29 protein-coding genes are annotated in these 26,314 nt (G+C 65.4%); 13 read left to right on the plus strand and 16 right to left on the minus strand.

Annotated elements, in window-relative coordinates; genetic code table 11:
* Positions 1–5 precede the first annotated feature (5 nt).
* From XI02_RS37385 to XI02_RS37410, 6 genes are all read right to left on the minus strand, one after another.
* Positions 6–845, minus strand: coding sequence for an ATP-binding cassette domain-containing protein (locus XI02_RS37385; RefSeq protein WP_172649059.1), 840 nt, complete (start codon positions 843–845; stop codon positions 6–8).
* Positions 846–853: 8 nt separating this feature from the next.
* On the minus strand, positions 854–1,660 hold the full coding sequence (locus XI02_RS37390; protein ID WP_016844331.1) for an ABC transporter permease subunit: 807 nt from the start codon (positions 1,658–1,660) through the stop codon (positions 854–856).
* Entirely contained in the window at positions 1,657–2,838 is a 1,182-nt protein-coding gene (gene ssuD, locus XI02_RS37395; protein ID WP_016844330.1) for an FMNH2-dependent alkanesulfonate monooxygenase, read from the minus strand. Before ssuD ends, XI02_RS37390 begins: the two co-directional genes overlap by 4 nt.
* Positions 2,820–3,773 (minus strand): sulfonate ABC transporter substrate-binding protein, encoded by a 954-nt coding sequence (locus tag XI02_RS37400; protein ID WP_018273555.1) that lies wholly within the window; start codon positions 3,771–3,773, stop codon positions 2,820–2,822. The genes ssuD and XI02_RS37400 overlap by 19 nt, the downstream gene beginning before the upstream one ends.
* A gap of 40 nt (positions 3,774–3,813) precedes the next feature.
* Positions 3,814–4,764: an aliphatic sulfonate ABC transporter substrate-binding protein gene (locus XI02_RS37405; RefSeq protein ID WP_026193336.1), complete on the minus strand. Its 951-nt coding sequence runs from the start codon at positions 4,762–4,764 to the stop codon at positions 3,814–3,816.
* A 217-nt stretch (positions 4,765–4,981) separates the two neighbouring features.
* Complete coding sequence (locus tag XI02_RS37410; RefSeq protein WP_069276540.1) at positions 4,982–6,187, minus strand: LLM class flavin-dependent oxidoreductase; 1,206 nt, start codon at positions 6,185–6,187, stop codon at positions 4,982–4,984.
* Between the two features lie 218 nt (positions 6,188–6,405).
* Here XI02_RS37410 and XI02_RS37415 point away from each other — a divergent pair, with 218 nt between their 5' ends.
* The 5 genes from XI02_RS37415 to XI02_RS37435 all read left to right on the plus strand — a co-directional run bounded on the left by XI02_RS37415 (position 6,406) and on the right by XI02_RS37435 (position 9,920).
* Complete coding sequence (locus XI02_RS37415; RefSeq protein ID WP_069276541.1) at positions 6,406–7,515, plus strand: ATP-dependent RecD-like DNA helicase; 1,110 nt, start codon at positions 6,406–6,408, stop codon at positions 7,513–7,515.
* Between the two features lie 375 nt (positions 7,516–7,890).
* Positions 7,891–8,607, plus strand: a complete 717-nt coding sequence (gene msrA, locus XI02_RS37420; protein WP_018273556.1) for a peptide-methionine (S)-S-oxide reductase MsrA — start codon at positions 7,891–7,893, stop codon at positions 8,605–8,607.
* Positions 8,608–8,628: 21 nt separating this feature from the next.
* Positions 8,629–9,042: a peptide-methionine (R)-S-oxide reductase MsrB gene (msrB, locus tag XI02_RS37425; protein ID WP_016844324.1), complete on the plus strand. Its 414-nt coding sequence runs from the start codon at positions 8,629–8,631 to the stop codon at positions 9,040–9,042.
* Positions 9,043–9,240: 198 nt separating this feature from the next.
* Positions 9,241–9,405 carry a DUF3309 family protein gene (locus XI02_RS37430; RefSeq protein ID WP_016844323.1) on the plus strand — a complete coding sequence of 55 codons (165 nt, stop codon included), beginning with the start codon at positions 9,241–9,243 and terminating at the stop codon, positions 9,403–9,405.
* Between the two features lie 224 nt (positions 9,406–9,629).
* Positions 9,630–9,920 carry a hypothetical protein gene (locus tag XI02_RS37435; RefSeq protein WP_016844322.1) on the plus strand — a complete coding sequence of 97 codons (291 nt, stop codon included), beginning with the start codon at positions 9,630–9,632 and terminating at the stop codon, positions 9,918–9,920.
* Between the two features lie 301 nt (positions 9,921–10,221).
* Here the strand turns inward: XI02_RS37435 and XI02_RS37440 are convergent, their stop codons facing one another.
* From XI02_RS37440 to XI02_RS37460, 5 genes are all read right to left on the minus strand, one after another.
* Positions 10,222–10,779 (minus strand): DUF4112 domain-containing protein, encoded by a 558-nt coding sequence (locus tag XI02_RS37440; protein WP_172646880.1) that lies wholly within the window; start codon positions 10,777–10,779, stop codon positions 10,222–10,224.
* Positions 10,780–10,873: 94 nt separating this feature from the next.
* Positions 10,874–11,353, minus strand: coding sequence for a Crp/Fnr family transcriptional regulator (locus tag XI02_RS37445; protein WP_069276544.1), 480 nt, complete (start codon positions 11,351–11,353; stop codon positions 10,874–10,876).
* Positions 11,354–11,616: 263 nt separating this feature from the next.
* Complete coding sequence (locus XI02_RS37450) at positions 11,617–12,051, minus strand: DUF5413 family protein (RefSeq protein ID WP_172646879.1); 435 nt, start codon at positions 12,049–12,051, stop codon at positions 11,617–11,619.
* A 198-nt stretch (positions 12,052–12,249) separates the two neighbouring features.
* A complete protein-coding gene (locus XI02_RS37455) occupies positions 12,250–13,794 on the minus strand; it encodes a hypothetical protein (RefSeq protein ID WP_194483269.1) in 1,545 nt (514 codons plus the stop codon).
* Between the two features lie 35 nt (positions 13,795–13,829).
* Positions 13,830–15,122, minus strand: a complete 1,293-nt coding sequence (locus tag XI02_RS37460; RefSeq protein WP_016842678.1) for an adenylosuccinate synthase — start codon at positions 15,120–15,122, stop codon at positions 13,830–13,832.
* A gap of 347 nt (positions 15,123–15,469) precedes the next feature.
* On the opposite strand from XI02_RS37460, the gene ybaK reads away from it, so the two are divergent.
* Positions 15,470–15,964 carry a Cys-tRNA(Pro) deacylase gene (ybaK, locus tag XI02_RS37465; protein ID WP_172646877.1) on the plus strand — a complete coding sequence of 165 codons (495 nt, stop codon included), beginning with the start codon at positions 15,470–15,472 and terminating at the stop codon, positions 15,962–15,964.
* A gap of 9 nt (positions 15,965–15,973) precedes the next feature.
* Here ybaK and XI02_RS37470 read toward each other — a convergent pair whose 3' ends face one another.
* Genes XI02_RS37470 through XI02_RS37480 form a run of 3 tightly spaced genes read right to left on the minus strand, consistent with a single transcriptional unit; the run spans position 15,974 to position 18,211 of the window.
* Complete coding sequence (locus tag XI02_RS37470; RefSeq protein ID WP_016842680.1) at positions 15,974–16,192, minus strand: hypothetical protein; 219 nt, start codon at positions 16,190–16,192, stop codon at positions 15,974–15,976.
* A 38-nt stretch (positions 16,193–16,230) separates the two neighbouring features.
* Positions 16,231–17,595 carry a cytochrome P450 gene (locus XI02_RS37475; protein ID WP_244980999.1) on the minus strand — a complete coding sequence of 455 codons (1,365 nt, stop codon included), beginning with the start codon at positions 17,593–17,595 and terminating at the stop codon, positions 16,231–16,233.
* Positions 17,555–18,211 carry an acyl-homoserine-lactone synthase gene (locus XI02_RS37480; RefSeq protein ID WP_172646876.1) on the minus strand — a complete coding sequence of 219 codons (657 nt, stop codon included), beginning with the start codon at positions 18,209–18,211 and terminating at the stop codon, positions 17,555–17,557. The genes XI02_RS37475 and XI02_RS37480 overlap by 41 nt, the downstream gene beginning before the upstream one ends.
* Positions 18,212–18,289: 78 nt before the next feature.
* Here XI02_RS37480 and XI02_RS37485 point away from each other — a divergent pair, with 78 nt between their 5' ends.
* The 5 genes from XI02_RS37485 (at position 18,290) to XI02_RS37505 (ending at position 23,442) form a co-directional block, all read left to right on the plus strand.
* Entirely contained in the window at positions 18,290–19,063 is a 774-nt protein-coding gene (locus XI02_RS37485) for a LuxR family transcriptional regulator (protein ID WP_016842683.1), read from the plus strand.
* A gap of 412 nt (positions 19,064–19,475) precedes the next feature.
* Positions 19,476–19,862 (plus strand): hypothetical protein, encoded by a 387-nt coding sequence (locus XI02_RS37490; protein ID WP_069276548.1) that lies wholly within the window; start codon positions 19,476–19,478, stop codon positions 19,860–19,862.
* A 397-nt stretch (positions 19,863–20,259) separates the two neighbouring features.
* On the plus strand, positions 20,260–21,189 hold the full coding sequence (locus XI02_RS37495; protein WP_016842685.1) for a DMT family transporter: 930 nt from the start codon (positions 20,260–20,262) through the stop codon (positions 21,187–21,189).
* 80 nt (positions 21,190–21,269) lie between these two features.
* The gene (locus tag XI02_RS37500) at positions 21,270–22,079 is read left to right on the plus strand and encodes an MlaD family protein (protein WP_172646875.1); all 810 of its coding nucleotides are present in this window, start codon (positions 21,270–21,272) and stop codon (positions 22,077–22,079) included.
* A 208-nt stretch (positions 22,080–22,287) separates the two neighbouring features.
* Positions 22,288–23,442, plus strand: a complete 1,155-nt coding sequence (locus tag XI02_RS37505) for an alpha-hydroxy acid oxidase (protein WP_172649057.1) — start codon at positions 22,288–22,290, stop codon at positions 23,440–23,442.
* Between the two features lie 156 nt (positions 23,443–23,598).
* On the opposite strand, the gene XI02_RS37510 is transcribed toward XI02_RS37505, so the two are convergent.
* Positions 23,599–24,003: a hypothetical protein gene (locus XI02_RS37510; protein ID WP_172646874.1), complete on the minus strand. Its 405-nt coding sequence runs from the start codon at positions 24,001–24,003 to the stop codon at positions 23,599–23,601.
* A gap of 74 nt (positions 24,004–24,077) precedes the next feature.
* Here XI02_RS37510 and XI02_RS37515 point away from each other — a divergent pair, with 74 nt between their 5' ends.
* The gene (locus tag XI02_RS37515; RefSeq protein ID WP_069276549.1) at positions 24,078–24,698 is read left to right on the plus strand and encodes a TetR/AcrR family transcriptional regulator; all 621 of its coding nucleotides are present in this window, start codon (positions 24,078–24,080) and stop codon (positions 24,696–24,698) included.
* A 135-nt stretch (positions 24,699–24,833) separates the two neighbouring features.
* On the opposite strand, the gene XI02_RS37520 is transcribed toward XI02_RS37515, so the two are convergent.
* The gene (locus XI02_RS37520) at positions 24,834–25,235 is read right to left on the minus strand and encodes a DUF1330 domain-containing protein (protein ID WP_028333485.1); all 402 of its coding nucleotides are present in this window, start codon (positions 25,233–25,235) and stop codon (positions 24,834–24,836) included.
* Positions 25,236–25,350: 115 nt separating this feature from the next.
* Here XI02_RS37520 and XI02_RS37525 point away from each other — a divergent pair, with 115 nt between their 5' ends.
* Positions 25,351–26,196: a metal-dependent phosphohydrolase gene (locus XI02_RS37525; RefSeq protein WP_172646873.1), complete on the plus strand. Its 846-nt coding sequence runs from the start codon at positions 25,351–25,353 to the stop codon at positions 26,194–26,196.
* The last annotated feature ends 118 nt before the right edge of the window (positions 26,197–26,314 follow it).

The raw sequence follows: 26,314 nt of genomic DNA on the forward strand, positions 1-26,314 counted from the left end.
CGACCTCACAGACTGTCTTCGCTGCCTTCGAGCAGATGCTTCAGGATCTCGCCCTCCAGCGCGGCGAGTTCGGCCGACCCGCGCCGGCGCGGCCGCGGCAGGTCGACCGCGACATCCTCGGCGATGCGGCCGTCCTCGATGACCAGCACGCGGTCGGCGAGCGCGACCGCCTCGGCGACGTCGTGCGTCACCAGGATCGCGGTGAAGCCCTGATCGCGCCAGACCCGTTCCAGCAGTTGCTGCATCGATATCCGGGTCAGCGCGTCGAGTGCGCCGAGCGGTTCGTCGAACGCCAGCACGCGGGGCTGGCTGACCAGCGCCCGCGCCAAGGCCACGCGCTGCTTCTGCCCGCCCGACAGCACCGACGGCCACTGGGTGCGCTTGTCGCCGAGCCCGACCTCGACCAGCGCGCGCTCGGCGCGCGCCTGCGCGTCAGCAGACGAGCGCTCGCGCCCCAGCCCGACCTCGACATTGGACAGCACGCGCGCCCAGGGCAGCAGCCGCGGCTCCTGGAACATGACGCGCACGTCCTGCGCCCGCGGCTGTTCGCCGAAGGCGATGCTTCCCGCCGTCGGCGCGTCGAGGCCGGCGATCAGGCGCAGCAGCGTGCTCTTGCCGCAGCCGCTGCGGCCGACGATCGCGACGAACTGGCCGGCCGGGATGTGCAGATCGATGCCGCGCAGCACTTCGTTGTCGCCGAACGCCTTGCGCAGGCCGCGGATGGTCAGCGACAGGCCGCGGGCCGCGCCTTCCGGCACGCGCCGCAACTGCCGTGCCTTCACGACGATCTCGGTGCGGTCGACCGGCTCGGCTTCAGCGGTTTCGAAACGAAGCGCTTCTTGCATTCTCATTCTCACTTCTTCTGGAAGGCGGGATGCCACGACAAGGTCAGCCGCTCCAGCGCCCGCGAGGCGCTGTCGGCGAGCTTGCCGAGCAAGGCGTAGATCAGGATCGAGAGCACGACGACGTCGATCAGCATGAACTCGCGCGCCTGCATCGCCATATAGCCGAGGCCCGACGAGGCCGCGATGGTCTCGGCGACGATCAGGGTCAGCCACATGATGCCGAGCGCGAAGCGCAGCCCGACGAAGATCGAGGGCAGCGCGCCGGGGAAGATCACCCGGCGAAACAGCTCGCCGTCGGTCATGCCATAGATGCGGCCCATCTCGATCAGCTGCGGGTCGACGGTGCGGATGCCGTGCAGCGTGTTGAGATAGATCGGGAAGAACACGCCGAGCGCGACCAAAAACAGCTTTGCCGACTCGTCGATGCCGAACCACAGGATGACGAGCGGGATCAGCGCCAGATGCGGGATGTTGCGCACCATCTGCAAGGTGGTGTCGGTGAGCTTTGCCGACAGCTGCGACAGCCCGTTGGCGAGGCCGAAGGCAAAGCCGATGCCGCCGCCGATCAAGAAGCCGATCGAGGCGCGCCAGAAGCTGACCCAGATGTTGCGGACCAGTTCGCCTGACAGCAGCAGCTTCCATCCCGCCAGTGCGACGTCGGTCGGCGCCGGCAGCACCCGCGAGGGCACGTAGCCGGTGACGCAGGCAAGCTGCCACACCAGCACGATCGCCAGCGGCACGATCCAGGGGATCAGGCCGTCGACCTTGGGCAATTTTGGTGCGCCGACGCGCGGCAAACTGTCGATCAAGCTCATGATTGCGATGCCTGCTTCTGCGGACGGTAGTCGTTGCCGATGGTCTCACCGAACGGCCCGGTGTTGACCCGGATCGGCGTCACGTTGCCGCCCTGCGCCAGCGACAACAGCGGGAACACCAATTCGGCGAAGCGATAGGCTTCCTCGAGATGCGGGTAACCCGACATGATGAAGGTATCGACGCCGATCTCCTGATACTCCTTGATCCGCGCGGCGACGGTCTCGGGATCGCCGACCAGCGCGGTGCCGGCCCCGCCGCGCACCAGGCCGACGCCGGCCCACAGGTTCGGGCTGATCTCGAGCTGGTCACGCCGGCCGCCATGCAGTTGCGCCATGCGCTGCTGGCCGACCGAATCCATCCGCGCAAAGATCTTCTGCGCGGCGGCCACCGTGTCGTCGGTGACGTACTGGATCAGCTCGTCGGCAGCCTTCCACGCTTCCGCATTGGTCTCGCGCACGATCACATGCAGGCGGATGCCGAACGAGAGCTTGCGGCCGCGCTGCGCCGCCACCGCCTTCACCTTGGCGATCTTCTCGGCGACCTGCGCCGGCGGCTCGCCCCAGGTCAGATATTTGTCGACGGTGTCGACCGCGACGTCGATGCCGGCATCCGAGGAGCCGCCGAAATACAGCGGCGGCCGCGGCGACTGCACCGGATTGAACAGCAGGCGGCCGTCCTCGATCCGGATGTGCTTGCCTTCGACATTGACGGTCTTGCCCGCCAGCAGATCGCTGTAGACGTTGAGGAACTCGCGGGTCACCGCGTAGCGCTCGTCATGATCTAAGAAAATGCCGTCGCCCTTGTTCTCGATCGGATCGCCGCCGGTGACGACGTTGATCAGCAGGCGGCCGTTCGACAGCCGGTCCAGCGTCGCGGTCATGCGTGCGGCGACGCTCGGCGACTGCAGGCCGGGCCTCACCGCCACGAGATAGCGCAGGCGTTCGGTCCAGGGCGCGACGGCCGAGGCCACCACCCAGGAATCCTCGCAGCTCCGCCCGGTCGGCAGCAGCACGCCGTAATAGCCGAGCTGATCCGCGGCCTGCGCGATCTGGCGCAGATAATTGAAGTTCACCTCGCGGCCGCCGATCGACGTGCCGAGGTAGCGGCTGTCGCCGTGGGTCGGCAGGAACCAGAGGATGTTGGCGTTGGTTGGGGTGCTCACGTGCCCGGCCTCCATGCGACGTCGGAAATCTTGATTTGTTTCGGGATCAGGCCGAGCGCGAAGAACGTGTCGGCGACCTGCTGCTGGTCCGCGACCACCGCATCGGTGACCGGCTTGATGCCGTAGGCCTGCCGCTTCAACGCGACCTCGACCACCGGCACCGACAGGCCGATGCTCGGCGCCAGCTGCTCGGCAACGGCATGGATGTCGCCCTTGGCCCAGTCGTCGACCTCGCTCAGCTGCGCCAGCACGAGCTCGACGATTTTCGGATCGGCCTGCAGGAATTTCTTCGAGGCGAAGTAGAACTGATAGTTCGCGACGATGCCGGTGCCGTCGGCGACGGTGCGGGCGCCGGTCGCAGCTTCCGCCGCGGCCTGGAACGGATCCCAGATCACCCAGGCATCGACCGCGCCGCGCTCGAACGCCGCGCGCGCATCGGCCGGCGCCAGGAACACCGGCTCGATCTCGGAATATTTGACGCCGGCCTTCTCGAGCGCCTTCACCAAGAGGTAGTGGACGTTGGAGCCCTTGTTCAGCGCGACCTTCTTGCCCTTCAGGTCGGCGACCGACTTGATCGCGCTGTCCTTCGGCACCAGGATCGCCTCGCCCTTCGGCGCCGGCGGCTCATACGCGACATACTGGATCGGCGCGCCGGCGGCCTGCGCGAAGATCGGCGGCGCCTCGCCGGTGTTGCCGAAATCGATCGCGCCGACATTGAGCGCCTCGAGCAGCGGCGGCCCGGACGGAAACTCGGCCCACACCACCTTGGTGCCGACCGCCTTCAGCTTTTCCTCGAGCGAGCCCTTGCTCTTGAGCAGCACCAGCTTGCCGTATTTCTGGTAACCGATGCGGACCACCTTGTCCTCGCCGTAGGAGGCGCTGACGGTTGCGGCGACGATGCTGAGCGACAGCACCCCGCGGGCGATCCAGCGTCGAAATAAACGCGTCATGGGACTATCCTCTGCATTGAAACGACCAAACGCGCGCCGATCAGGTCTGGGGATTGCGCCAGACGATGTCGCGGATCGCGATCTGCTTCGGGATCAGGCCGAGCTTGAAGAAGCGGTCGGCGACGCCCTGCTGGGTCGCGATGATGTCGTCGGTCACGGGCCCGACCGAGAAGCCCGCCCGCTTCGCCGCGATGGTCTGGATATCGAGCGGCACGCCGGTGATGGCGGCCAGCGATTTGGCGACCTCATCAGGATGCGCCTGCGCCCATGCCGCGCTCGACGTCGTGACATCGACGATCTGCTGCAGGACCGCGCCGCGATTGCGGGCGAAGTCGCGGTTGGCGATGTAGAACGAGTTGGTCTTGGTGATGTCGCGCGTCTTGACCAGAATGCGGCCGTTCTGCTTGGTCTCGGCGATCGCGAAATACGGATCCCAGATCGCCCAGGCATCGATGCCGCCATTGGCGAAAGCGGGACCGGCGTCCGGCGGCGTCAGATAGACCGGCGTGATGTCGTCATAAGTCAGCCCGGCCTTCTCCAGCGTCTGGATCACGACGTTATGGGCGCTCGAACCCTTGGTGAAGCCGACGCGCTTGCCTTTGAGATCGGCGATTGACGCGATCGCCGAATTCTGCGGCACCAGGATGCCGGAGCCGTTGATGATGGGCTGGGCCGCGGCATAGACGACGGCGGCGCCCGCGGCCTGCGCGAAGATCGGCGGGGAATCGCCGACCGCGCCGTAATCGACGCTGCCGACATTCATCGCTTCCATCATCGGCGGGCCCGAGGAGAACTCGACCCATTTCACGCTGATGCCCTGCGGCTTGAAATGATTTTCCAAGGCCTCGCGCTGCCGCGTGATAACGAGCACGCCGTTCTTCTGGTAGCCGATACGAATTTCCTTCGCGTCCGCCTGCGCCTGCGCACCGCGTGACAGCGCAGCGGCGGCGGCTGTGACGAGCGACAGCTGGAGGAACTCACGACGCTTCATTCCAAGACTCTCCTGACGATCAAGCGCGCTGTCGCGCTGCACGATCATGCGATGTCAGGATGATGGGGCGCGCGAATGAAGCTGTCGAGCACCGCACAAAAATAGCGATGCCAGCACTTCGGTGCCGGCATCGCGCGTGCCGTTTCTTTTAAGGCGCGGATCGCGCGTAGCGAATTATTTTCCTCACGGAAACGCGAGGTCGCTGTACAACAATCGATCAGCCCGCGGCGGCTGCCTTTGAGCCGACATTGACCGCCAGTTTACCATAGCGGTCCGTGAACGCCTGGGTGTCGATCTCCTCGAGCTGGATCGAGCCGTCCAGCACGCCCTTCTTCCAGGCATCGTGCTCGGGATCGTGCTGGAACTCCGGCATCACTTCTTTCGCGAACAGCTCGAGCGACTCGCAGATGTGCTCATGCGTGTTCTTGCCGGCCTGGTTGAGCAGGATCACCTGGTCGATATGCGATGAGCGGAAGCGCCGCAGCTTCTTGCGCAAGGTCTCGGGCGAGCCGATCAGGCCGCCGCGCAGCGCGGCCTCCTGCGCCTCCGGGTTGTCGCGCTTCCACTTGTTGTACTCGTTCCACATGTTGACGGTGCCGGGCGCCGGCCGCTGCCGGTTCTGTGCCTGGCCGTAATAGCGCAGCGCGAACTGGAAGAAGGTCGCGCCGTCGGCGCGCCGGCGCGCTTCCTCGTCGGTCTTCGCGCACATGAAGAACGAGACCAGCGCCATGTTCGGATTGATCTCGTAGTCGGCGAGCTTCTTCAGCCGCTTGGTGATCGCGTTGTAATAGGCGTGCACCCAGGCATGCGCCGCCTCGGCGCTGACGAACTGAAAGCCGAGCGCGCCAAACCCGTTCTGCCCGGCGCGTTCGATGGTCGGCAGTTGCGAGCACGCCATCCAGAGCGGCGGATGCGGCTTCTGCACCGGCTTCGGCACGACATTGCGCAAGGGTATATCGAAATACTTGCCGTGATGCTCGGTGCCGACCTTGCTGAACATCGGGAAGATCGCCTGCACGGCCTCCTCGAACACCTCGCGCTTGGTCTCCATGTCGCGGCCGAACGGCGTCAGCTCGGTGATCGAGGCACTCTCGCCCATGCCGAACTCGCAGCGGCCGTTGCTCAAGAGATCGAGCACCGCGACCCGCTCGGCGACGCGGGCCGGATGATTGGTGGTGAGCTGGAAGATGCCGTGGCCGAGCCGGATGTTCTTGGTGCGCTGGCTCGCGGCGGCGAGGAAGGATTCCGGCGCCGGCGAGTGCGAATATTCCTCGAGGAAGTGGTGCTCCACGACCCAGGCGTAGTCGTAGGCGAGCCGGTCGGCGGTTTCCAGTTGCGTCAGCGCGTTCTGGTAGAGCCTGAGCTCGTCGCCGTCGTTCCAGGGGCGCGGCAATTGCAGCTCGTAAAAGATGCCGAATTTCATGGAGTCACTCCCAAGGTCGCTTCCTCGACCACTTGTCGTGGTGCCGACCGCTTGTTGTTTTGGGGCAGTCTAGTGGCGCCCCGGATCAAGTCTAGCCTCGGGGGCGAAACCCCAATTCCGCGCAGCGGGAGACGGCTTGATCGGAATGCATGAATGTTTAGCTTGTGCTGGCCTGAGTCGCGGCGCTATCGGTCGCGCGCTCACTCGTCCGAAAGCTCATGACCACCTTCACGCCGCATCAGGACACTGCGCTGAAAGCCGTCGCCGACTGGCTGAAGGCCAAGCCCGGCAAGAACGGCACGCCGCCGGTGTTCCGCCTGTTCGGCTATGCCGGAACCGGCAAGACCACGCTCGCCCGCCACATCGCCGAAGGCGTCGATGGCGAGGTGAAGTTCGCGGCCTTCACCGGCAAGGCGGCGCTCGTCATGCGCAACAAGGGCTGCGACAGCGCCTCGACGATCCATTCCTTGATCTATCGCGCCCGCGAGTCCGGCGTCGAGCAGCCGAGCTTCGAGCTCTGGGACGATGCGCCCGCATCGAAGGCCAAGCTGATCGTGATCGACGAGTGCTCGATGGTCGATGCCGAGCTCGGCCGCGATTTGATGTCGTTCGACTGCCCGCTGCTGGTGCTCGGCGATCCCGCGCAATTGCCGCCGATCCAGGGCGGCGGTTTCTTCACCGATGCCGAGCCGGACGCGATGCTGACCGAGGTGCACCGCCAGGCGCAGGACGATCCGATCGTGCGGATGTCGATGGATATCCGCGAGGGCCGCGAGCTCGAGATCGGCCGCCACGGCGAGAGCGAGGTGGTGTCGCGCAAGGAGCTCGATCCGGACCGCGTGATGAGCGCCGACCAGGTGCTGGTCGGCCGCAACAACACCCGCCGCGCCTACAACATGCGGGTGCGGCAGCGGCAGAACATCGAGGATCCGCTGCCGGTTGCCGGCGACAAGCTGGTCTGCCTGCGCAACAACCGCAAGAAGGGCCTGTTCAACGGCGGCCTGTGGCGGGTCAAGGCGCGCGCGCAGTCGAAATCCAGGATCATCACCATGCGCGTGATGCCGGACGAGGACTTCGGCTACAAGGTCACCAAGGTCTCGGTGCGCGGCGAATGCTTCGATGGCGGCGTCGAGAGCGTGCCGTGGGAGCAGCGCAAACCCTATGACGAGTTCGACTACGGCTATGTGCTGACCGTGCACAAGTCGCAGGGCTCGCAATGGGACGACGTCGTGCTGTTCGACGAGAGTTTTGCGTTCCAGGACTCGCGCGCGAGGTGGCTCTACACGGGGATTACGCGGGCGGCGAAGCGACTCAGCGTGGTGGTGTGATCGTCCCGCCGGCGCTCACGTTATCCTGACAGCAGACGAGTGTGTGACACCAACATTCAGCGTCGTCCTGGCGAAAGCCAGGACCCATTACCCCGGCTGCTTGTTGCTGCGGGACGCTGGGCCACGATGCCGCCTAAAGTTACATTTGGTGGTTATGGGTACTGGCTTTCGCCAGGACGACGTGGAGAGGCCGCGGGCAAAAATCCATCACCGTCATCCCTGAACCTCGCTGATTTCCCTCACGAAACCGTGTGGCCGGCGCCGTAACAAAACGCCCCCTCGCCCGTATTTTGAAGCGTCGGAGCCGCCCGGCCTGATTGGCCAATGGCGGCTCCCGCTCTAGACTGGCCCCACCTGCGATCCCACGAGGAACCCATGCCCAAAAGCTCCCTCAGCCGCCTCTCGCTGTGCGCCGCCGCGATCGGCGCGCTGGCCGTCACAGCTTTTGCCGTTGCGCCCTCGCTTGCCGCCGAGGACGCCGTGATCATCCCGCCGCCGGCCGCGAGCGCGCCGGAATCCGGCATCAAGACCGCGGTGCTGGCCGGCGGCTGCTTCTGGGGTGTGCAGGGCGTATTCCAGCACACCGCCGGCATCGTCAGCGCGGTGTCCGGCTACTCCGGCGGCAGCAAGGCGAACGCCGATTACGAGAAAGTCTCGACCGGCACGACCGGCCATGCGGAATCGGTCGAGATCAAGTACGACCCGCAGAAGATCTCCTACGGCAAGATCCTGCAGATCTTCTTCTCCGTCGTGCACGACCCGACCCAGCTGAACCGCCAGGGCCCGGATTCCGGCACGCAATATCGCTCGGCGATCTTCACCACCAGCGACGAGCAGAAGAAGGTGGCGGACGCCTATATCGCCCAGCTCAACGCCGCCAAGGTCTACAAGAAGCCGATCGTCACCAAGGTCGGCGCGCTGGAGGCGTTCTATCCGGCCGAGGCCTACCACCAGGACTATCTGACGCTGCACCCGAACCAGCCCTATATTGCGTATAACGACATCCCGAAGGTCGAGAACCTGAAGAAGATCTTCGCGGAGAACTACATCGAGAAGCCGACGCTGGTGGGCAGCACCAAGGTCACCAACTGAGCATCTCGCAAAGGAGGTTGAATGTCCGATACCAAGACCGACGGCAAGGTCCGCAAGAGTGAGACCGAGTGGCGCAAGGAATTGACGCCGATCCAGTACGCCGTGCTGCGCGAGAAAGCGACCGAGCGGCCCTTCACCGGCGAATACGAGCATGATCCCCGCAAGGGCACCTATGTCTGCGCCGGCTGCGGGCAGACGCTGTTCGAGTCCGACCAGAAGTTCGATTCCGGCTGCGGCTGGCCGAGCTTCTCCAAGCCCGCGATCGAGAGCCATGTCGACGAGGAGCGCGACATGAGCCACGGCATGATCCGCACCGAGGTGCTGTGCTCGAAATGCGACGGCCATCTCGGCCACGTCTTCAACGACGGCCCCGGCCCGACCGGCCTGCGCTACTGCATCAACTCGGCGGCGCTGAAGCTCAACGAGAAGAAGTAACGCCGCCCCACCACGCCGCGCCCCACGCGACCAACAGGCCGGTCGCGTGGGGCTTTGTTTTGGCTCCGGCCCCCCGGCAACATCCTCGTGATTGGCTGACGGCCTTAACGACTCGCAGGCCGGAATGTGCTTTGCTCGGTTTTCGCGGGGCCGTAGGCGTCTCGCCGTGCGGCTGCCGCCCGTTCTGAGGAGGGCGCCATGTCGCTTGGACTGATCCTCATCATCCTTCTGCTGATTATCCTGCTGGGCGGCTACAGCGGCCGAATTCGCGGCTACGGCTATGGCCTCGGCCACTCCGGAATGGGCCTTTTCGGGGTGATTTTGATCGTGGTCGCGATCCTGGCCTGGCTCGACAAGATTTGAGCACCATAAACTATTGAAACAAAAGGACTTATCTGGCCGGACCCCGTGCTATGCGCGGATTCAGCATGTGCCCTGTCGGGGGCGCTTCTGGGGTCGCATTTTTGTCAAAGAGGCCTATATTAGGGGTCGAAATGACGTGTACGGCGCGCCGCCGATAATAGGCCGCCGTCCCCCAAAATCCCTTTCGCAACGCCAACTGACAAGAACACAAGAGGTCGTCGACCATGCGTCCCCTGCGTCCGTTCAACTATAACACATCTGCCGAACTGTTCCCTGCCGCGATCCGCAAGAAGAAGCGGGCGGGTTTCGCCTACCGCCGTTTCGGCACCGCTGCCGAGGCCGTGCAGTTCGCGATGGAGCAGCTGCCGGCGGACTCGCTGAACGGCGCTTATCTCCAGGTCGAGGAAGCCCGTTTCGACCAGAACGGCATCCGCTCGCTCTATGAGAGCGAGGCCTTCCCGCTGCCGCGTCGTCCGCGCCCGGCCGCCAGCCAGACCGACGCCGACGCCGCATAAGCTTTCTGCCGTTCGCTCAACGAAAAGCCCTCGGATAGATCCGGGGGCTTTTGTTTTAGCGAGATGCGTTAAAGCAAGATGAGTTGGGCTGAGCTGCGACCGCAACGATGCTGCGCTCCCTCTCCCGCTTGCGGGGGAGGGCTGGGGTGGGGGCTCTCGCCGCGAGTCGCATCGCGGAGAGAGCCCCCACCCGCCGCGCTCAGGCGCGCAAGAGCGCTGCCGAGCGCGTCGGCCTCCCCCGCAAGCGGGAGAGGCGAAGCGGGTCTGCGGCTCGACTGCTTCAACCAAAAATCATCATACTCTAGAACCGCGGCTGCTTGTCGAGCCAGCGCCGCAGCATCCGCACATTGCGGATATTGGCGCGGAACATCACGTCGAAGGCATCGCCCGCCACCGGCACCATGCCGATCACGCCGTCGACGGCGACGTTGGCGAGCATCCGCGCGGTGATGTGCCAGGGCGCGCCCAGCAAGCGGGCCTCACGCACCAGCCACAGCGAGATCGCGGTGGTGATGATATCGCCCACCACGGGGATCAGGCCGATCAGCCCATCGATGCCGTAGCGCACATTGGTGCCCGGCACGATGAAGGCGACGTCGAGCAGCTTTGCGATCGTCTCCAGCCGCTGCAGCCGCTGCTCGCGGGTCAGATCGCCGAACGGATTGGCGGTGGAGTTGCGGAAGTCGAACCGGAAGCCTTCCGGAAAGGCTCCCTGAAAACCTTGGAACTGCGGATGCAGCGGGCCATCGACGAGCTCGCGCCCGTCCTGGTCGATGACCTTGCCGCGCGCCTGCGCGCCGCCAAAAGGCGGCCGTGATCGCGCGGCGTTGGGCGTGAAGATGTCGTCGGGCATGGCCATCACATGGTAACGCAGGCAGGCGGTTCAAGTTGCGTCACATTACCACTGTGTCACCTTCAAGGCCTGTTACCTCAACGCTCTGCCGTGCTCGCGTTCAGTAGACGCCCTTGTTCATGGTTCTGAGTCGCTGCGCCAGCGTCCGCATGACCTTCAGGGCAAAATGCGGCGTCTGGCTCACAAGGAAGAGAAACTGCTTTTCCGAGACCGGGACGAGCTCGACATCCGTGAGCGCCGTGGCTGTCGCGCTCCTCGGCTCGTTGTCGATCAACGCCATTTCGCCAAAGATCGTGTCGGGCGCGAGGTCCGCCATGGTCTTGTTGCCGACCTGAATGCGCACATAGCCGCTCTTGATCACGAAGAGCTCGTTGGCCTGCTCGCCCTCGCGAAAGATCACGCCGCCGGCCCGGACCAGGCGCGTTTCGATACTGTTGCCTGTCAGAAGGCTGAAGCTTGCATCTGCCACTCGAAATTCCTTTCCCCGAATCCGGACGCAGATCCCGTGCGTCCCGGTCGTCTGCAGCGACGGCTGAAATAAATGCGCGAACACGGAATAGAGCAGGCCCGAGATCAGCATCGCCGCTGCCCCGGGCGGCCGCGGGTCGCGAGGACGACGCGGGCATGACATTGGGACTACGTTTGCGTGACGATGATATGACAGTTATGTGAAGCGCGCTGGCCCTCCGGCCGTCTGGTGCGCTGACAAGACTACCGCAATAGGTGATCTATTCCGCGCCGTGCGTTGAGCGCGGCCCTGTCCGATCCCGATGCGATCATTCGCCGTTGGGCCTGACGTCGCCGGTCACGACTTCTGCTTTTCTCTTGGCAATGAGCAGACGCCTAGTGCTGCGAAGCCGGCTGCGCCGGCGCGTGCAGCTCTTCGGCATATTTGTGCGCCAGCCAGGACGTGATCACGCCCGGGATGAAGCCGACCATTCCGTACAGGATGAACTGCACCGCGCCGCTTTCGGAGCCGTGCGAGGCGTAGGTCAGCGCCGCGCCGACGAACGCCACCGCGCCGACGACCAGCATCCGCACCACCGGCGCGATCCGCTTCACATGCATCAGGATGTCGTCGATCGCACCAAACATCAGCGACGGCACGATGCCGAACAGATAGTTATATTGCAGCGACTTCACGAACACGACGAGCAGCTTGGTCACCTCGCCGCCACTGGTCTCGGTCCAGTAGCCGGACTGATAGGTGGTCATGAGCAGCAGCAGGAAGCCGCCGATGAACGGCCCGATGGCTGCGAAGATCAGATAGCGTTTCATGGCGTGCCCTTGCCCGACCTCAGCCAAGTGTAACGCGGTCGCGCGACGGTTCTAGGGAAAAATCGAAAGCTGCGGCGATGTTCCGGAGTTCTGCGCGTCGAACGCGCTGCAACAGCCGCTGATCTTGCTGCGATACGGAATCGCCCGGACGAAGCCGGGCGATGACATTGCTGGCAACCGAGGCAAGAGCTAAGGCCGCTACTCACCCCACGCGGCGAATGCCTCGTTGAAGGCCCGCTCGCCGGGGGCGCCCTTTTCGATCGCGATGATGGCGCGGCGCTGGTTGGTGTAGACCAGCGGCACGTCGAACCACGAGCGCTCCTTCAAGAGTTGCAGGTTGCGCGAGCGGTCGGCGTCGACATTGGAGAGGCCGACCAGGAAGAAGCCGTCGGTGACCTTGACCGCGAGCCCGGCCAGCGGCGTGCCGCGCGCCTGCTCGTTGGACTTCATCAGGATGCCCGGCACGTTGCCGACGCCGCCATTGGCGAAGTCCTGCGGCAGGATGAAGGTCAATTCCGCGGTGTGGCTCGCCGGCAGCGATGAATCGGTGTTGCGGCGGAACGACATCGTCATCTTGAACTTGCGATCGGGGATGTCGATGTCGGCGCGCACGGCGATGTCGGGCTTCTGGTTGCCCGATCCCTTGACCTGCTCGGTGCGCCAGACCACCGAACCGACATACTGCTTGCCCTTCGGATCGGACGGATCCTCGTCATACAGCACCACGCGCTGCGCCACCGGGGCGACCGTCTCGCCCGACGAGGGCTGGCCGACGCGGTCGGTGATCTTCTTGCTCGCAGGCGTCGACGCGGCATCCTTCGGCGCCTCGACCGGGGCCGAGGATTTGAGCAGGCTGCTGACAAGGGTCATGGCCTGCTGCCGGAACAGGATGCCGGTGCCGACCAGGATCAGCAGGATGCCGATCACGATCGCGGTCTTGAACGGGAACATCGACCCGACGCGCGGCGGCTTCTTCGGCTCGCGCTCGCCGTTGCCGCCCCGCGACCGCTGCGGCGGCGGACCCTGCGGCGGCTGCGGGGTGTAGCGCTCGGCCTCCTCGATCGACTCGTCGTAGGAATACGGCGCCTCGGGATCGCCGCCGCGATTCTCGAGGCTCGGCTCGAGCCGGTCGAATTCCGGCGAGGGCGACGGCACGTTGGCGTAGGTCTTGCGCGCGTTGCGGCTGGCTTGCGCCGCGGCACGGCCGAGATCGTCGGCATCGGCGGTGATGTCGCGGAAGCCGCGCACGCCCGGCGCGGCGGGCGGCACCGGCGGCGGCGCGCCTTCCGGACCGCGGCGGGGCGGGCCCGGCCGGGCCGGCGGCGCCTGGGTCTCGGGACCGGGCGGGTTCTGCGGCCGCGGCGGGGCCGGCGGCGGCGCGTCGGGGCGCAAATTGCGCGGCGGACGGGGTTCGGCCGGGGGCCGTGGGCGCGCGGCAGTGTCGGCGGGGCTGGCCTCGGGCGGCCGGGCATTGGCGCGGCTGCCGCGGGCAGCGGCCGCGCCGCCGGGGCGCGAGGCCTCGCGGGCGCGCTGCGCGGCCTCGGACTCGACCTTGCGAACGGCCTCTTCCAGCGACAGCCGTTCGCGGGTGATCTCGGATTCGGAGAGCGGCGGCTGCACGCCGCGAAGCTGCTGGATCAACGCCGTTCGCGCCCGCGCATACAGCGCACGGCGGGCTTCGCCGGGGGCGTTGGGGTCCAATCCGGCGATGGCGCGGGCGATCAGCGGGTAGTAGTCAGCCATTTCCACACAATTGGAGGGATATAGGTAATATCCCGTTAAGCCTCGAACGGATTCTGTACCAGAATAGTATCTTCACGCTCCGGGCTGGTGGACAGCAGGGCGATCGGACACCCCACCAGTTCCTCGACCCGGCGAACGTATTTGATGGCCTGGGCCGGCAGGTCCGCCCAGGACCGCGCATTGGCCGTCGGCTGCTTCCAGCCCTCGATGATCTCATAGATCGGCTCGACCCGGGCCTGTGCGCCCTCACCCGCCGGCAGATGGTCGATTTCCTTGCCGTCGAGCTTGTAGCCGATGCAGACCTTGATGCTGTCGAACCCGTCGAGAATATCGAGCTTGGTCAGCGCCAGCCCGGCAATTCCGCAGGTGCGGACAGTCTGTCGCACCAGCATGGCATCGAACCAGCCGACCCGGCGCTTGCGCCCGGTATTGACGCCGAATTCCTTGCCGCGACGGCCGATTTCCTCGCCGATCTCGTCGTTCAGCTCGGTCGGGAACGGACCCTGGCCGACCCGGGTGGTGTAGGCCTTGCAGATGCCCAGCACATAGCCGACCGCGCCCGGGCCGAGGCCGGTGCCGGTCGCGGCCTGCGCCGCCACCGTGTTGGACGACGTCACATAGGGATAGGTGCCGTGGTCGACGTCGAGCAGCGCGCCCTGCGCGCCCTCGAACAGGATGCGCTTGCCCTCGCGGCGCTTGAGGTCCAGGAGCCGCCACACCGTCTCGGCATAGGGCAACAGCTTCGGCGCCATCGCCGACAGCTCGCTCAGGATGCTCTTGCCGTCGATCTCCGCGAGGTTGAGGCCGCGGCGCAGCGCATTGTGATGCGCCAGCAGGCGTTCGATCTTGTGCGGCAGGGTGTCGAGGTCGGCGAGGTCCATCAGGCGGATGGCTCTCCGGCCGACCTTGTCCTCATAGGCCGGGCCGATGCCGCGGCGGGTGGTGCCGATCGAGGTGATGGCGTTGGATGATTCGCGCAGGGCGTCGAGCTCGCGATGCAGCGGCAGGATCAGCGTGACGTTCTCGGCGATCCGCAGATTGTCCGGTCCGACCGCAACGCCCTGCCCCTTCAGCTTGGCGACTTCGTCGAGGAAGGCCTGCGGATCGAACACCACGCCATTGCCGATCACCGCGAGCTTGTTCGGGCGCAGCACGCCGGAGGGCAGCAGCGCCAGCTTGTAGGTCTCGCCATTGATCACAAGCGTATGGCCGGCATTGTGGCCGCCCTGGAAGCGCACGACGATGTCGGCCTGTTCCGACAGCCAGTCGACGATCTTGCCCTTCCCTTCGTCACCCCATTGGGCGCCGACGACGACAACATTGGCCATTGCGAAGATGTTCCCTTCAGGTGTTTCAGACCATGATCGCGGCGAAAACGCGTCCGCCCACAGCGACCTGCATTGATATGCCCAGCCCAAATCGCGGCGCCCGGCCGCGCACACGCAAGGCGCCTACCGGATAACGGAAGCGGCTCGGCTGCGCAAGCAAGAAGGGGCCCGTTTACGCCTTTTAGACGAGCTACAACCCTTTGATATCCCCATTAAATTCCATGCGGCGCCCGGCCGCGCCGGGCTGGCTGGAATTTAATGTTACGGCAATGTGACGCCGGACGTGCTGCGGATTGATCGCAGCTCTTATTACGGCGATCATTCACCTAGATTAACCGGCAGGGTCCATGCCCAATTCGACACAAGCGACGATGGCGCTGCGCAAGCTCGGCATTGCCTTCAAGCTTCACACCTATGTCTACGATTCCAGCGCCGAGAGCATCGGGCTGCAGGCGGCCGAGGCGCTCGGCGTCGACCCGAACCGCATGCTCAAGACGCTGATGGCGGAGGTCGACGGCAAGCCGGTCTGCGCCGTGGTGCCGTCCGACTGCGAGGTCAGCATGAAGAAGCTTGCCGCCGCCCTCGGCGGCAAGTCGGCCAGGATGATGCGCCCGGCCGATGCCGAGCGGCTGACCGGCTATCATGTCGGCGGCATCAGCCCGTTCGGCCAGAAGAAGAAGGTCCCGACCGCGATCGACGAGACCGCCCTCACCCACGTCACGGTCTTCGTCAATGGCGGCCAGCGCGGCCTGCAGATCGAGATCGATCCGAACGACGCCGCGCTCGCCGCCGGCGCCATGATGAAGGCGCTGGTGGCGACGCAGGACCGATCCGAAGACTGATCGCCGCGATCAATGCGAGGATTTGTCCCTCATGAACTCCGCGCCGACGAAGTCGGACAGACCGGATAATTCCTCCGCCGTAATATCGTTGACGTTGAGTCGCAGCTGCATGATCGCGAGGTCGAGCAGATGCGCGGCGAAGCTTGCGCCGGCCGCCCTCACGATGCTGCGCTGCTCGATCAGGACAGCGATGACGTCGCGCAAACTGCGCACTTGCACTTGATCCATGGCCCTTTGCCCGGCGCTGGCCGTTGTTAGCTGAGTTGTCATTGGGATACCGATTGTAGTGTGCTGATGGACGCCGCACCCACGGCTGGGATGTACGGCAGATGCTCGGCTTCCTCGCCGAGATGCGGGATGCGGGGGCGCGTCTCGCGGATTTCGATGTCGATGGTCATCGGCGGGGGAATCAGCGTCACCGAGGCTTTCGGCCACGGCGCCGGATTCGGGCTGACGCCGGTGAAGCGATAGGCCGCGGCGATCTCGAGCGCGAGCAGTTGCAGCTCGAGCATCGCAACCCCCATCCCGGCGCAGGCGCGCGGGCCGGCCCCGAACGGGATGTAGGCGTCGGTGTTGTAGCGCCGCGTCATCAGGAAGCGGCCCGGATCCTCGAAATGCCGGGGATCGCGCTGCAGCTGCCAGGGGCAGATCAACAGCGAAGTGCCGACCTTGAGGTCGCGCCCGCCGATCGTCACCGGCTGCATCACCTCGCGCGAGAACCACCAGGCGCTGGGGTAGAGCCGGCAAACCTCCTTGACCAGCGTCGCGCTGAGATTGGCGCGCTTCACCGCGTCGAGCCGCAGTTCGCCGTCGTCGCCGAGGCACTCCGCCGCCTCGTCGGCAATCTCGTCCATCAGGGCGGGATCGGCAGCCATCTGGTAGAACATCCACGCCGCAGTCGAACCTGTGGTGTGATGGCCGGCCAGCAGCAATGTCAGGATCTCGTCCTCGAGATCGCGATCGGTCAGGCCGAGCGCCTCGAGATCGCGCAGCGCGCTGCTCGAGCCCGCCTTGCGGCGCAGCCGCTGCACCACCGTCGACATCGCAAGCTTGGCACAGACGCGGTTCTTGCGCCGCCGATACCAGGCCACCGGACCGAACGGCAACGCGCGGAACATCTCTTCCGCCAGATCGTCCTCGATCGCGCCCACCGCCTGAACCAGGGCTTCCTCGTCGCCGGACGACATCACCTGGGAGCCGAAGATCGCGACGCAGATCGTCCGCAGCGCCAGCATCGCGGTGACATGGTGCGGATCGAACGATCCGAGCCGCGCCAGGCTGGCGCCGACCGCGCGGATCTCGGCGCACATATGCGGCAGGAATTTCTCGACGCTGCCCTTGGCCATGTGCTTCTGCAGCACCGCCCGCCGCCGCTTGTGCTCCTCGCCGCTCAGCATCAGCGAGCTGCGGCCGAGCACCGGCGAAAGCTTCTTGATCAGCTTGCCCTTTCCGATGTCGGTCTCCGGCGCCTTCAGGATCGGGCGCAGCAGATCCGGATCGTTCACCAGGAAGACGGGCGCAGGACCGAGCCGCAGCGGCACCAGCCCCAGCGCGGACTCGTTGCCGCGCGTCAACAGCAGACGCAGCGGATCACGCTGGAATGCTCGAACGTCCGAGAACATGTGAGGCATCGTGGATCTCCAATTGCCGTCCAAGGTCGAGGAATTTGGTCAGGCCGGGATTGGCGGCGAGACCGAGCGGGATTTCTCCGGCGAGCGCCGTCAGCGGGCGGCCCATGCGATCATTGCCGATCACCTGCGGCGGGCCGTAGCGGCGGGTGCGGATGTCCATGCGGGTGAGAAAACGCTCATAGGAGAGGTCGGCCAGCGCCACCAGCGCCTTCGCTCCGCGCAGCTCCGCGAAACGGAACATCAGCGCATAGGTCACGCGTGCGGTCTGCGACCTCGCGACATCAGGCAGCACGCCGAAACGGCTGATCTCCCAGGCATCGCGACGGCTCGGAAAGCGGCGCACCGCAAGCTGCGGGAAGACCGACGCGGTGAGGTAGGGATAATCGGTGCGGATTGCCCGGAAGCCGCCGACGAGCTCGACGCCGGAGAACAACAGGCAGTGCTCGGTATACCAGCAGTCGAACTGATCGCGTTCGGCATCCCCGACCGTGGTCAGAAGCCAGCCGCAATGGTCGACGAACAGGCGTTTGCGCAGCCGCAACATCGCCCCGACATGCGCCGGATCAAGCTCTTCCCTGGTGATGAGTGCATGATAGCCGTCCAATAAATGCGGCATTATCCCTTCCTCCAAATGCAGAACATCTGGAACGAAAGGGGTTAACTGTGGTACCCCCGGAAACCGGGGGTTTTAGTAATGGGCCTGGTAGACGCGATTTCGACCATCGAGGCGTCGGATACCATCGACGAGCTCAGCTCGTCATTGCATCGCGTTGTCCAGAATTACGGCTTCTCGGGCTTTGCCTTTGTCGATGCCGGCCGGCCCGACCTCGATCTGCCCTACCATATCGGCACATTTCCCGACGCCTGGAAGCGGGCGTATGTGCAGAACGAATTCGTTCATGCCGATCCGGCGCTGGCGCGGTCGCGACGCACCAACACGCCGTTCAGCTGGAGCAGCCTGAAGCTGCCGGAGCGAAGCGGACGCAAGCGACCGCCCGAGGTCAAGACGATGGACGCCGCCCGGGAGTTCGGATTCAAGGACGGCTTCGTCGTGCCGTTCCACTATCGCGACCGGCTCGGCGCCGTGCATTCGAGCTCGACGGTGTTCTTCTGGGAAGACGAGCCGCGCGACTTCGACAAGCTGTTCGTCTGCCATCGCCATGAACTACATCTGTTGATGATCTACTGGGTGCAGCGGGCGATGGATATCGTCAACCGCGACCAGCGCAACGCGCCGACCATCCTCAAACCCGCGGACGCCGCCGAGACCATCAAGCTCACCGGGCGGGAAAAGGAAGTGATCGCCTGGGCGGCGCGCGGCAAGACCGTGGCCGACACCGCGCAGATCCTCGGCATTTCGCCGGAGACGGTGGAAGGCTTCATCAAGCAGGCGCTGCGCAAGCTCGAGGCTTCCAACAAGACCCACGGGGTGGCCAAGAGCATCGCGCTCGGGATCATCGATTTGTGAGCGGCGCCGCGCAGCCGTGGCGGTGCTCGCGGGGCTGCCGCCATGCCGACCGCATCGCCCTGCCACGACCAGACACCGCGATCTGTGGCGCGGTCACACATCCGGGTTGGGTTCATCTCCCCGGTCGCCCCCTGATTGCATTCGCGCACGGTCTTGATAATAAGGCCAGGGCCGGATGACGCTGACATGCGCATCCCAGACCAGGGTGCGCACTCCGGTGCCCGTCCGGCGCGACTGCCCGGCTGGCGTAGAGGCGCGGATCATCCTGCACGTTGCCCGGTACGGCAGGACCCGTTGTCCAGCCGCATGATCCGTAGAAGTCCCATCGCGACGAACCGCTGGTTCATTTGCTACCAACCTTCGTAGCGGAAATGCTGTCCACGGACCGAGCTGGAGATGGTCTGAACGCATCATGAGCACATCACAGGACGACCAGATCGACCAATTGGTGCAGGCGCGCTGGCGCGCCATCGGGCTGTCGCAGGCGGATCTCGCCGCGATCCTGTGCGCCGGGGCCTCCCTGCAAAAGAACGGCGTGGACGGCACGGTGAAAATCGATACCGGTCGCCTGGCGACCGTCGCCGAGATGCTCGGAATCGCCGCCGACATCCTCAATCGCCGGCCGGCCACGGCAGCGCCGACACAAGCCGGCCAGACGGCGGAATCGCTGCAGTCCCTGCTCGAACTGCGCATGCTGCGGGTGTTTCGCGACGTGCAGGACCCCGACACCAAGCGGATCCTGATCGAGCTCGCCGAGCAGATCGTCAAGCGCCAGACCACGCCGCCGGAGACCGGCTAGGGCGGGATAAGTCTTGGTTGAATCGGCTTGGCGCGATCTCGGTTCACCTCTCCCCGTTGGGGAGAGGTCGGATTGCGAAGCAATCCGGGTGAGGGTTCTTGCTCTCTCGATAGAGCGTAACCCCTCACCCGATTTGCTGCGCAAATCGACCTCTCCCAAGGGAGAGGTGAGCTTCCGATGCCGCCAACCTTGTCTCATCAGGCCTTAGAGGCGCACGCCGGCCCGAGCAAAGCGCCGTCGGGCCTCCAAGAAGGCCGCCTTCGCGCATGGTCGCGATGCGTCTGTCCCCATTGATGGAATGACGAAATCCGTGTCTGTGATCCGAGCCGGGGAGATCCATACCGGCCCGGCGGTGCCAGCCGGGCAGGCCGCGGCGTCGTGAACACGGGCCCTCTTTATGTCTGCCTCCGATTCCACCACATCAACGCCTGCGGCCGGCTCCTGGATCGCCAACCAGCCCTATCTGCTGCTCTGCATCACCGCGACATGCTGGGCCGGCAATGCGATCGTCGGCCGCCTCGCCGCCGGCCACATTCCGCCGGTGACGCTGTCGTTCCTGCGCTGGTCGGCGGCATTCCTGATCATCCTGCCGTTTGCCTGGAAGCACCTCGTCCGCGACTGGCCCGTGATCCGCAACAATCTCGGCATCATGGTGCTGATGTCGATCACCGGCATCAGCGCCTTCAACACGCTGCAATACTGGGCGCTCGAGCACACCCAGGCGCTCAACACGCTGCTGCTGCAATCCGCGGCACCGCTGGTGGTCGCGCTGTGGTCGCTGATCCTGCTCGGCGCACGGCTGACGCTGGCACAATTGTTCGGCGTGCTGCTGTCGCTCGCCGGCGTGCTGGTGATCCTGCTGCACGGCGATCTCACGACGCTGTCGAGGATCGAGTTCAACAAGGGCGATCTGATCTTCATCGTCGCATTGGTGATCTTCGCGCTGTATTCGGTGCTGACCTTGAAGCGGCCCAACATCCACGGCCTGTCGGTCGCCGCCTTCACCTTCGGCTGCGGCGCGCTGGTCCTGATCCCGCTCTACATCTGGGAACTCGGCGCGCGTCCGGTGATGCAGCTCACGATCAACAATCTGCTGTCGCTGTTCTATGTCGCGGTGTTCCCCTCGACACTGGCCTATCTGTGCTTCAACCGCGGTGTGCAGCTGATCGGCGCCAACCGCGCCGCGCCGTTCTTCCACATGGTTCCGGTGTTCGGTACCATCATGTCGATCGTGTTCATCGGCGAGCATCCGCAGGCCTTCCATTTCATCGGCTTCGCGCTGGTGCTGGCCGGCGTCTTCGCGGCGTCACGGAAGCAGTCGGCGTGATCCCGCCCGCTAGAGGTGCGGTGACTATCGGCGGCAAATCCGCTATCTCCTAGGGTCTGCTTCGCAGACGGGTTTTACGCATGGCGCGCGCCAGCAATCTCTTGATCGGCACCCTGACGCTGGCCCTGGTCGCCGGCTCGCTCGGCGGCTGGCTGGGCTATCAGCGCTATGCCGGCATCAAGCGGATGGTGCCGTTCCGTGTCATCTTCGAGGGCTCGGCCTCCGGCCTGCGCCGCGGCGGCAGCGTCAACTTCGCCGGCGTGCGGATCGGCGAGGTGGTCTCGATCAGGCTCGACCGGCACCGCGTGGTGGCGATGACGCGGATCGAAGGCAACGCCCCGATCAGGAAGGACACCCAGGCCGGCCTCGAATTCCAGGGCCTGACCGGGATCGCCTCGATCTCCTTCACCGGCGGCACCGACGATGCGCCGCCGCCGACGCTCGGCGCCGACGGCATTCCCGAGCTGACGGCCGACGCCGAAGGCACGATGGGGATCCAGGAGAAGCTGCGGGTCGCGTTGCGCAATGTCGACCGCGTCATCAGCGAGAACGAGGCCGACATCAAGGACTCGCTGCTCGGGCTCGAGAACTTCACCAACTCGCTGTCCGGCAACGGCGAGCTGATCGCCGGCTTCATCGACGCCGCCGATGACGGCATCAGCGCGGTCGACGCCAAGATGACCGCGGCCGACAAGTTCCTGAAGAGCTTCGGCAGCGACAAATATGGCGGCGAGCTGCTGCCGACCGTGATCTCGCTGCGCGAGCTGATCCAGAGCTTCGACAAGAAATCCGGCGCCATGATCGCCGAGACCCGCAAGACGCTCAGCGACGTCAACCAGTCCGTCAACAAGTTCAACGAGAAATTTGTCGGGCCCGCCGGCAGGCGCTAGATCATGATGCGATTCCATGGAATCGCATCATGATCTCATCTCTTTGTTTGAGCATGATCTTTTCGGAAAACCGGTATCCACTTTTCCGGATCATGCTCTAGTCTAACCTTCCGACCAAGAACCAAGAACAACGGAAACGCTCAACGTGCACGACCGGACCGCAGCCCCCTCTCCGCCCCCAGCAACCGTCAACCGCGCAGCGCCTGCCGTGCCGCGGCATCTGCGGCGCTATCTCACGCTCGACGATTTCGAGCCGCAGGCGCGGCGGCTGCTGCCGAAATTCCTCTACGGCTACATTTCCGGCGGCGCCGAGACCGATATGGCCCGGTCAGACAATCGCCGGGCGTTCGAGGAATACGGCTTCGTGCCGCGCGTGCTGCAGGACGTCTCCGGCCGCGACCAGACCACGACGCTGTTCGGCAAGAGCTACGCCTCGCCGTTCGGCATTCCGCCGATGGGCTCCTCTGCCCTGTGCGCCTATCGCGGCGATATCGTGCTGACGCGCGCCGCTTCCGCCGCCAACATCCCGATGATCCTGTCGGCCTCCTCGCTGATCACGCTGGAGGACGTTCGCGCCGCCAATCCTTCGGCCTGGTACCAGGCCTATCTCGCCGGCCTTCCCGAGCGGATCGAGCCGCTGGTCGATCGCGTCGCCGCCGCCGGCTACGACACCTTCGTCGTCACCGCCGACGTGCCGGTGCCGCCCAACCGCGAGAACAACATCCGCAACGGCTTCCAGGTGCCGCTTGAGATCACGCCGCGGGTGTTCTGGGACACCATCACCCATCCCGACTGGCTGCTCAACACCTGGGCGCGCACCGTGTTCAATCACGGCATGCCGCATTTCGAGAACATGGACGCCAAGCAGGGCCCGCCGGTGCTGTCCAAGAACCTGATGCGCAACATCGGCAGCCGCGACCAGCTAGCCTGGAAGCATGTCGAGCTGATCCGCAAGCGCTGGCGCGGCAAGCTCGTGGTCAAGGGGCTGATCGCGCCGGAAGACGCCCGGCTGGCGCGCGAGCATGGCTGCGACGGCGTCATGGTCTCCAACCATGGCGGCCGTCAGCTCGACTACACCGTCTCCGGCTTGCGCACGCTGCCAGAGATCGCGGCGCAGAAGGGCAACATGACCGTGATGGTCGATGGCGGCATCCGCCGCGGCACCGACGTGATCAAGGCGCTGGCGCTCGGCGCGGACTTCGTCTGGGTCGGCCGGCCGTTCCTCTATGCCGCCGTGGTCGCCGGCGAGGCCGGCGTGGCGCGCGCGATCTCGCTCCTGCATGCCGAGATCGACCGCGACCTCGCGCTGCTCGGCATCCGCAGCCTGAAGGAAATCACTCCGGACCTGGTGCGGAAGTTCTGAGACGATTGCATCCGCAACGGGACTACGTCCCCTCTCCCGCTTGCGGGCAGGGCAAAGACGTGGATGGCCGGGACAAGCCCGGCCATGACGGCGCGGAAGAATCGGTTCATTCCATATGCGATCGCCCTGCCCGCAAGCGGGAGAGGTAAGAAACCATTACGCGTAGCGCGCCGCGCCCATGCACAGCGCGGTGACCGCGAGCAGCCCGGCGGCGATGCGCTGGGCGATCGCAAGGCGCGAGCGCGCGGCTGACGTATCGCCCGTGCTGCTGCACAGCTGCCGGACCGCGCCGCCGCCAACGATGATCTGCACGGCGATCGCGGCCAGCGCTGCGATCGCGCCACCGGCCAAAATCTGCTCCGATAGCCCGAACGAGCCTTCGTGCACCAGGCGCCAGAGCGTGGCGCCGGTCACGATCGCGACCGTCGCGGCGCCGATTTGCGGAAACAGCAGCTTTTCGCCGCCGAGGCCGCCGGTGCGCGCCAGGGTGAAGCTCGAGCCTGCCCAAAACACCGATGACAGGACGTGAAGGGACAGCGCTATGATGAGGGCGGTCTGCATGATGTCGCTCCAAACGGGCATTGAAATTAGATATACATAATGTATAGTCAATCTGACGAAAGCAAGGCAAACCGATGCCGCCGCGCAGCTATGTGAGCCCGGCGCGCAGCGCCGCCGCCGCCGAGACCCGCGAGCGCGTGATCGAGGCCGCATCGCGCACATTGCGCGACGAGAGCATCGCGCGCTTCTCGCTGGATACGGTGGCGAAGGCGGCCGGCGTGACCCGGCTGACCGTCTACAACCAGTTCGGCTCGCGGCGCGGGCTGCTCGAGGCGGTGTTCGACGAGATCGCGCGCCATGGCGGGCTGCAGCAGCTCGCCGACGCCATGACAATGGCCGATCCGCGCGCCGCGCTCGACCGGATGGTCGAGATCTTCTGCGGATTCTGGAGCCGGGATTCCGCGGTCGGCCGCCTGCACGACGCGATGGCGACCGATCCCGAATTCGCCGAGGCCGTGCGCGAGCGCAACGAGCGCCGCCGCCGCGGCGTCACCGCACTGATCGACCGGATCGCGGGCAAGAGCGCGTCACCGCAGGCCCGCAAGGACGCCGTCGACCTGATCTTCGCGCTGACGAGCTATCCGACCTTCGCCTCGCTGAGTGCGGGGCGGTCGGGGGATGAGGTCTGCCGAGTGGTGCAGGCGGCCTGCCATGCGGCGTTGGCCCCGCTCTCACTCTCAAACCCGTCATCCTGAGGAGCCGCGTAGCGGCGTCTCGAAGGATGAATCGGCCCCAGTCGGGCCGTCGACCCTTCGAGACGCGCTTCGCGCTCCTCAGGGTGACGGTGATAGAATGCGCGGCCCGACGGCGAAGTCGCGCTCTCAACCACGTCACCCCACCTTGAACTTGCTGTAGGCCTCGCGCGTCGCGATGATGACGTGCTCTTCGCAGCCGTTGCGGCGATGCGGGTCGCAGCGGTCTTCGTAGTCGGCCGAGGTCATCATGTCGATGAAGGCGGCGACGCTCGGGTAATAGACCAGCGCGAGGTAATCCCAGCGCTGACCGGCCGGCTCGCCCAGCGCGACAGTCTCGGCGCTGCCGGTCCACAGCAGCGTGCCACCGCGCGCCTTGATCATGGGTACGGTGAGCGCGCTATAGCGCAAATAGGCATCCCAGCCCGAGCCGTCGCCGTCGAGCGACCGCGCGCGAAACCGCATCAGATTGACCATCACGACCGGCGCCTCGCGGTCCAGCTCGTTCAAGCCTTTCACGTTCAAGAGATCGACACCCATCGCCCGCTCCCGCCCAAGGCACATCGGTCTGGCCGCAACGATTATGTCACATCGCGGGACTAGCCTGAAATACCGCCGGGCCGTAAGCTCAGGCCAGCTCTCGGAGGTCAAGGCCGTGATGACCCTTCCAGAACTAGCGGCCGACGCGCTCGGCAAATTCCTCGGCGAGTACATGCAGCGCCGGTTCGGCTCTTCGCAGACCCAGCTGGTCGAAATGGTGCCCTCGATCGCGCGGATCGCGCTCGAATGCATCGGCAACAGCGACGCGCTCTATCACAATGTCGAGCACACCATGCTGGTGACGCTGGCCGGCCACGACATCCTGCGCGGCCGCGCGCTGCACTCGCACATGAGCGCCGAGGATTATGCCCATGTCATCATCGCCTGCCTCACCCATGACATCGGCTATGTGCGCGGGCTGTTCGAGGCCGATGGCCAGGATGGCTATCTGGTCGATGCCGACGGTCGCAAGATCATCCTGCCGCGCGGCTCATCGGATGCCGCGCTGATGTCCTACCACGTCGACCGCTCCAAGATCTTCGTGATGGAGCGGCTCAAGGGCGTCACCCTGCTCGACAAGGAGCGCATTGTGCGTGCCATCGAAGGCACCCGCTTTCCGCTCAGCGCCCCTGACGACGATGAGGACTTCGGCGAGGAGGCCACCTTGCTGCGGGCCGCCGACCTGATCGGCCAGCTCGGCGATCCCCACTACATCCGCAAGGCCAACGCGCTGTATGTCGAATTCGAGGAGGCCGGACTGAACCGCCAGCTCGGCTACGATTCGCCGGCCGATCTCGTCGACCGCTATCCGCGGTTCTACTGGGACAGCGTCGCGCCGCACGTGCAGAAGGCGATCCGCTACCTCAACATCACCTCCAGCGGACGGCAATGGATCGCCAATCTCTACAGCAACGTGTTCCGCGCCGAGCGCGACATCTCGCTGTCGGGGCCGCAGAAATAGGCGGGGCGCTAAGAACTATCCCCGTCATCCTGAGGTGCGAGCGAAGCGAGCCTCGAAGGATGAATCGGCCACAGTAGGGCCGCGCATCCTTCGAGACGCGCTCCGCGCTCCTCAGGAT

Origin of the sequence: Bradyrhizobium sp. CCBAU 21365 (genome assembly GCF_015291305.1) — a bacterium.
GTDB classification, from domain to species: domain Bacteria; phylum Pseudomonadota; class Alphaproteobacteria; order Rhizobiales; family Xanthobacteraceae; genus Bradyrhizobium; species Bradyrhizobium elkanii.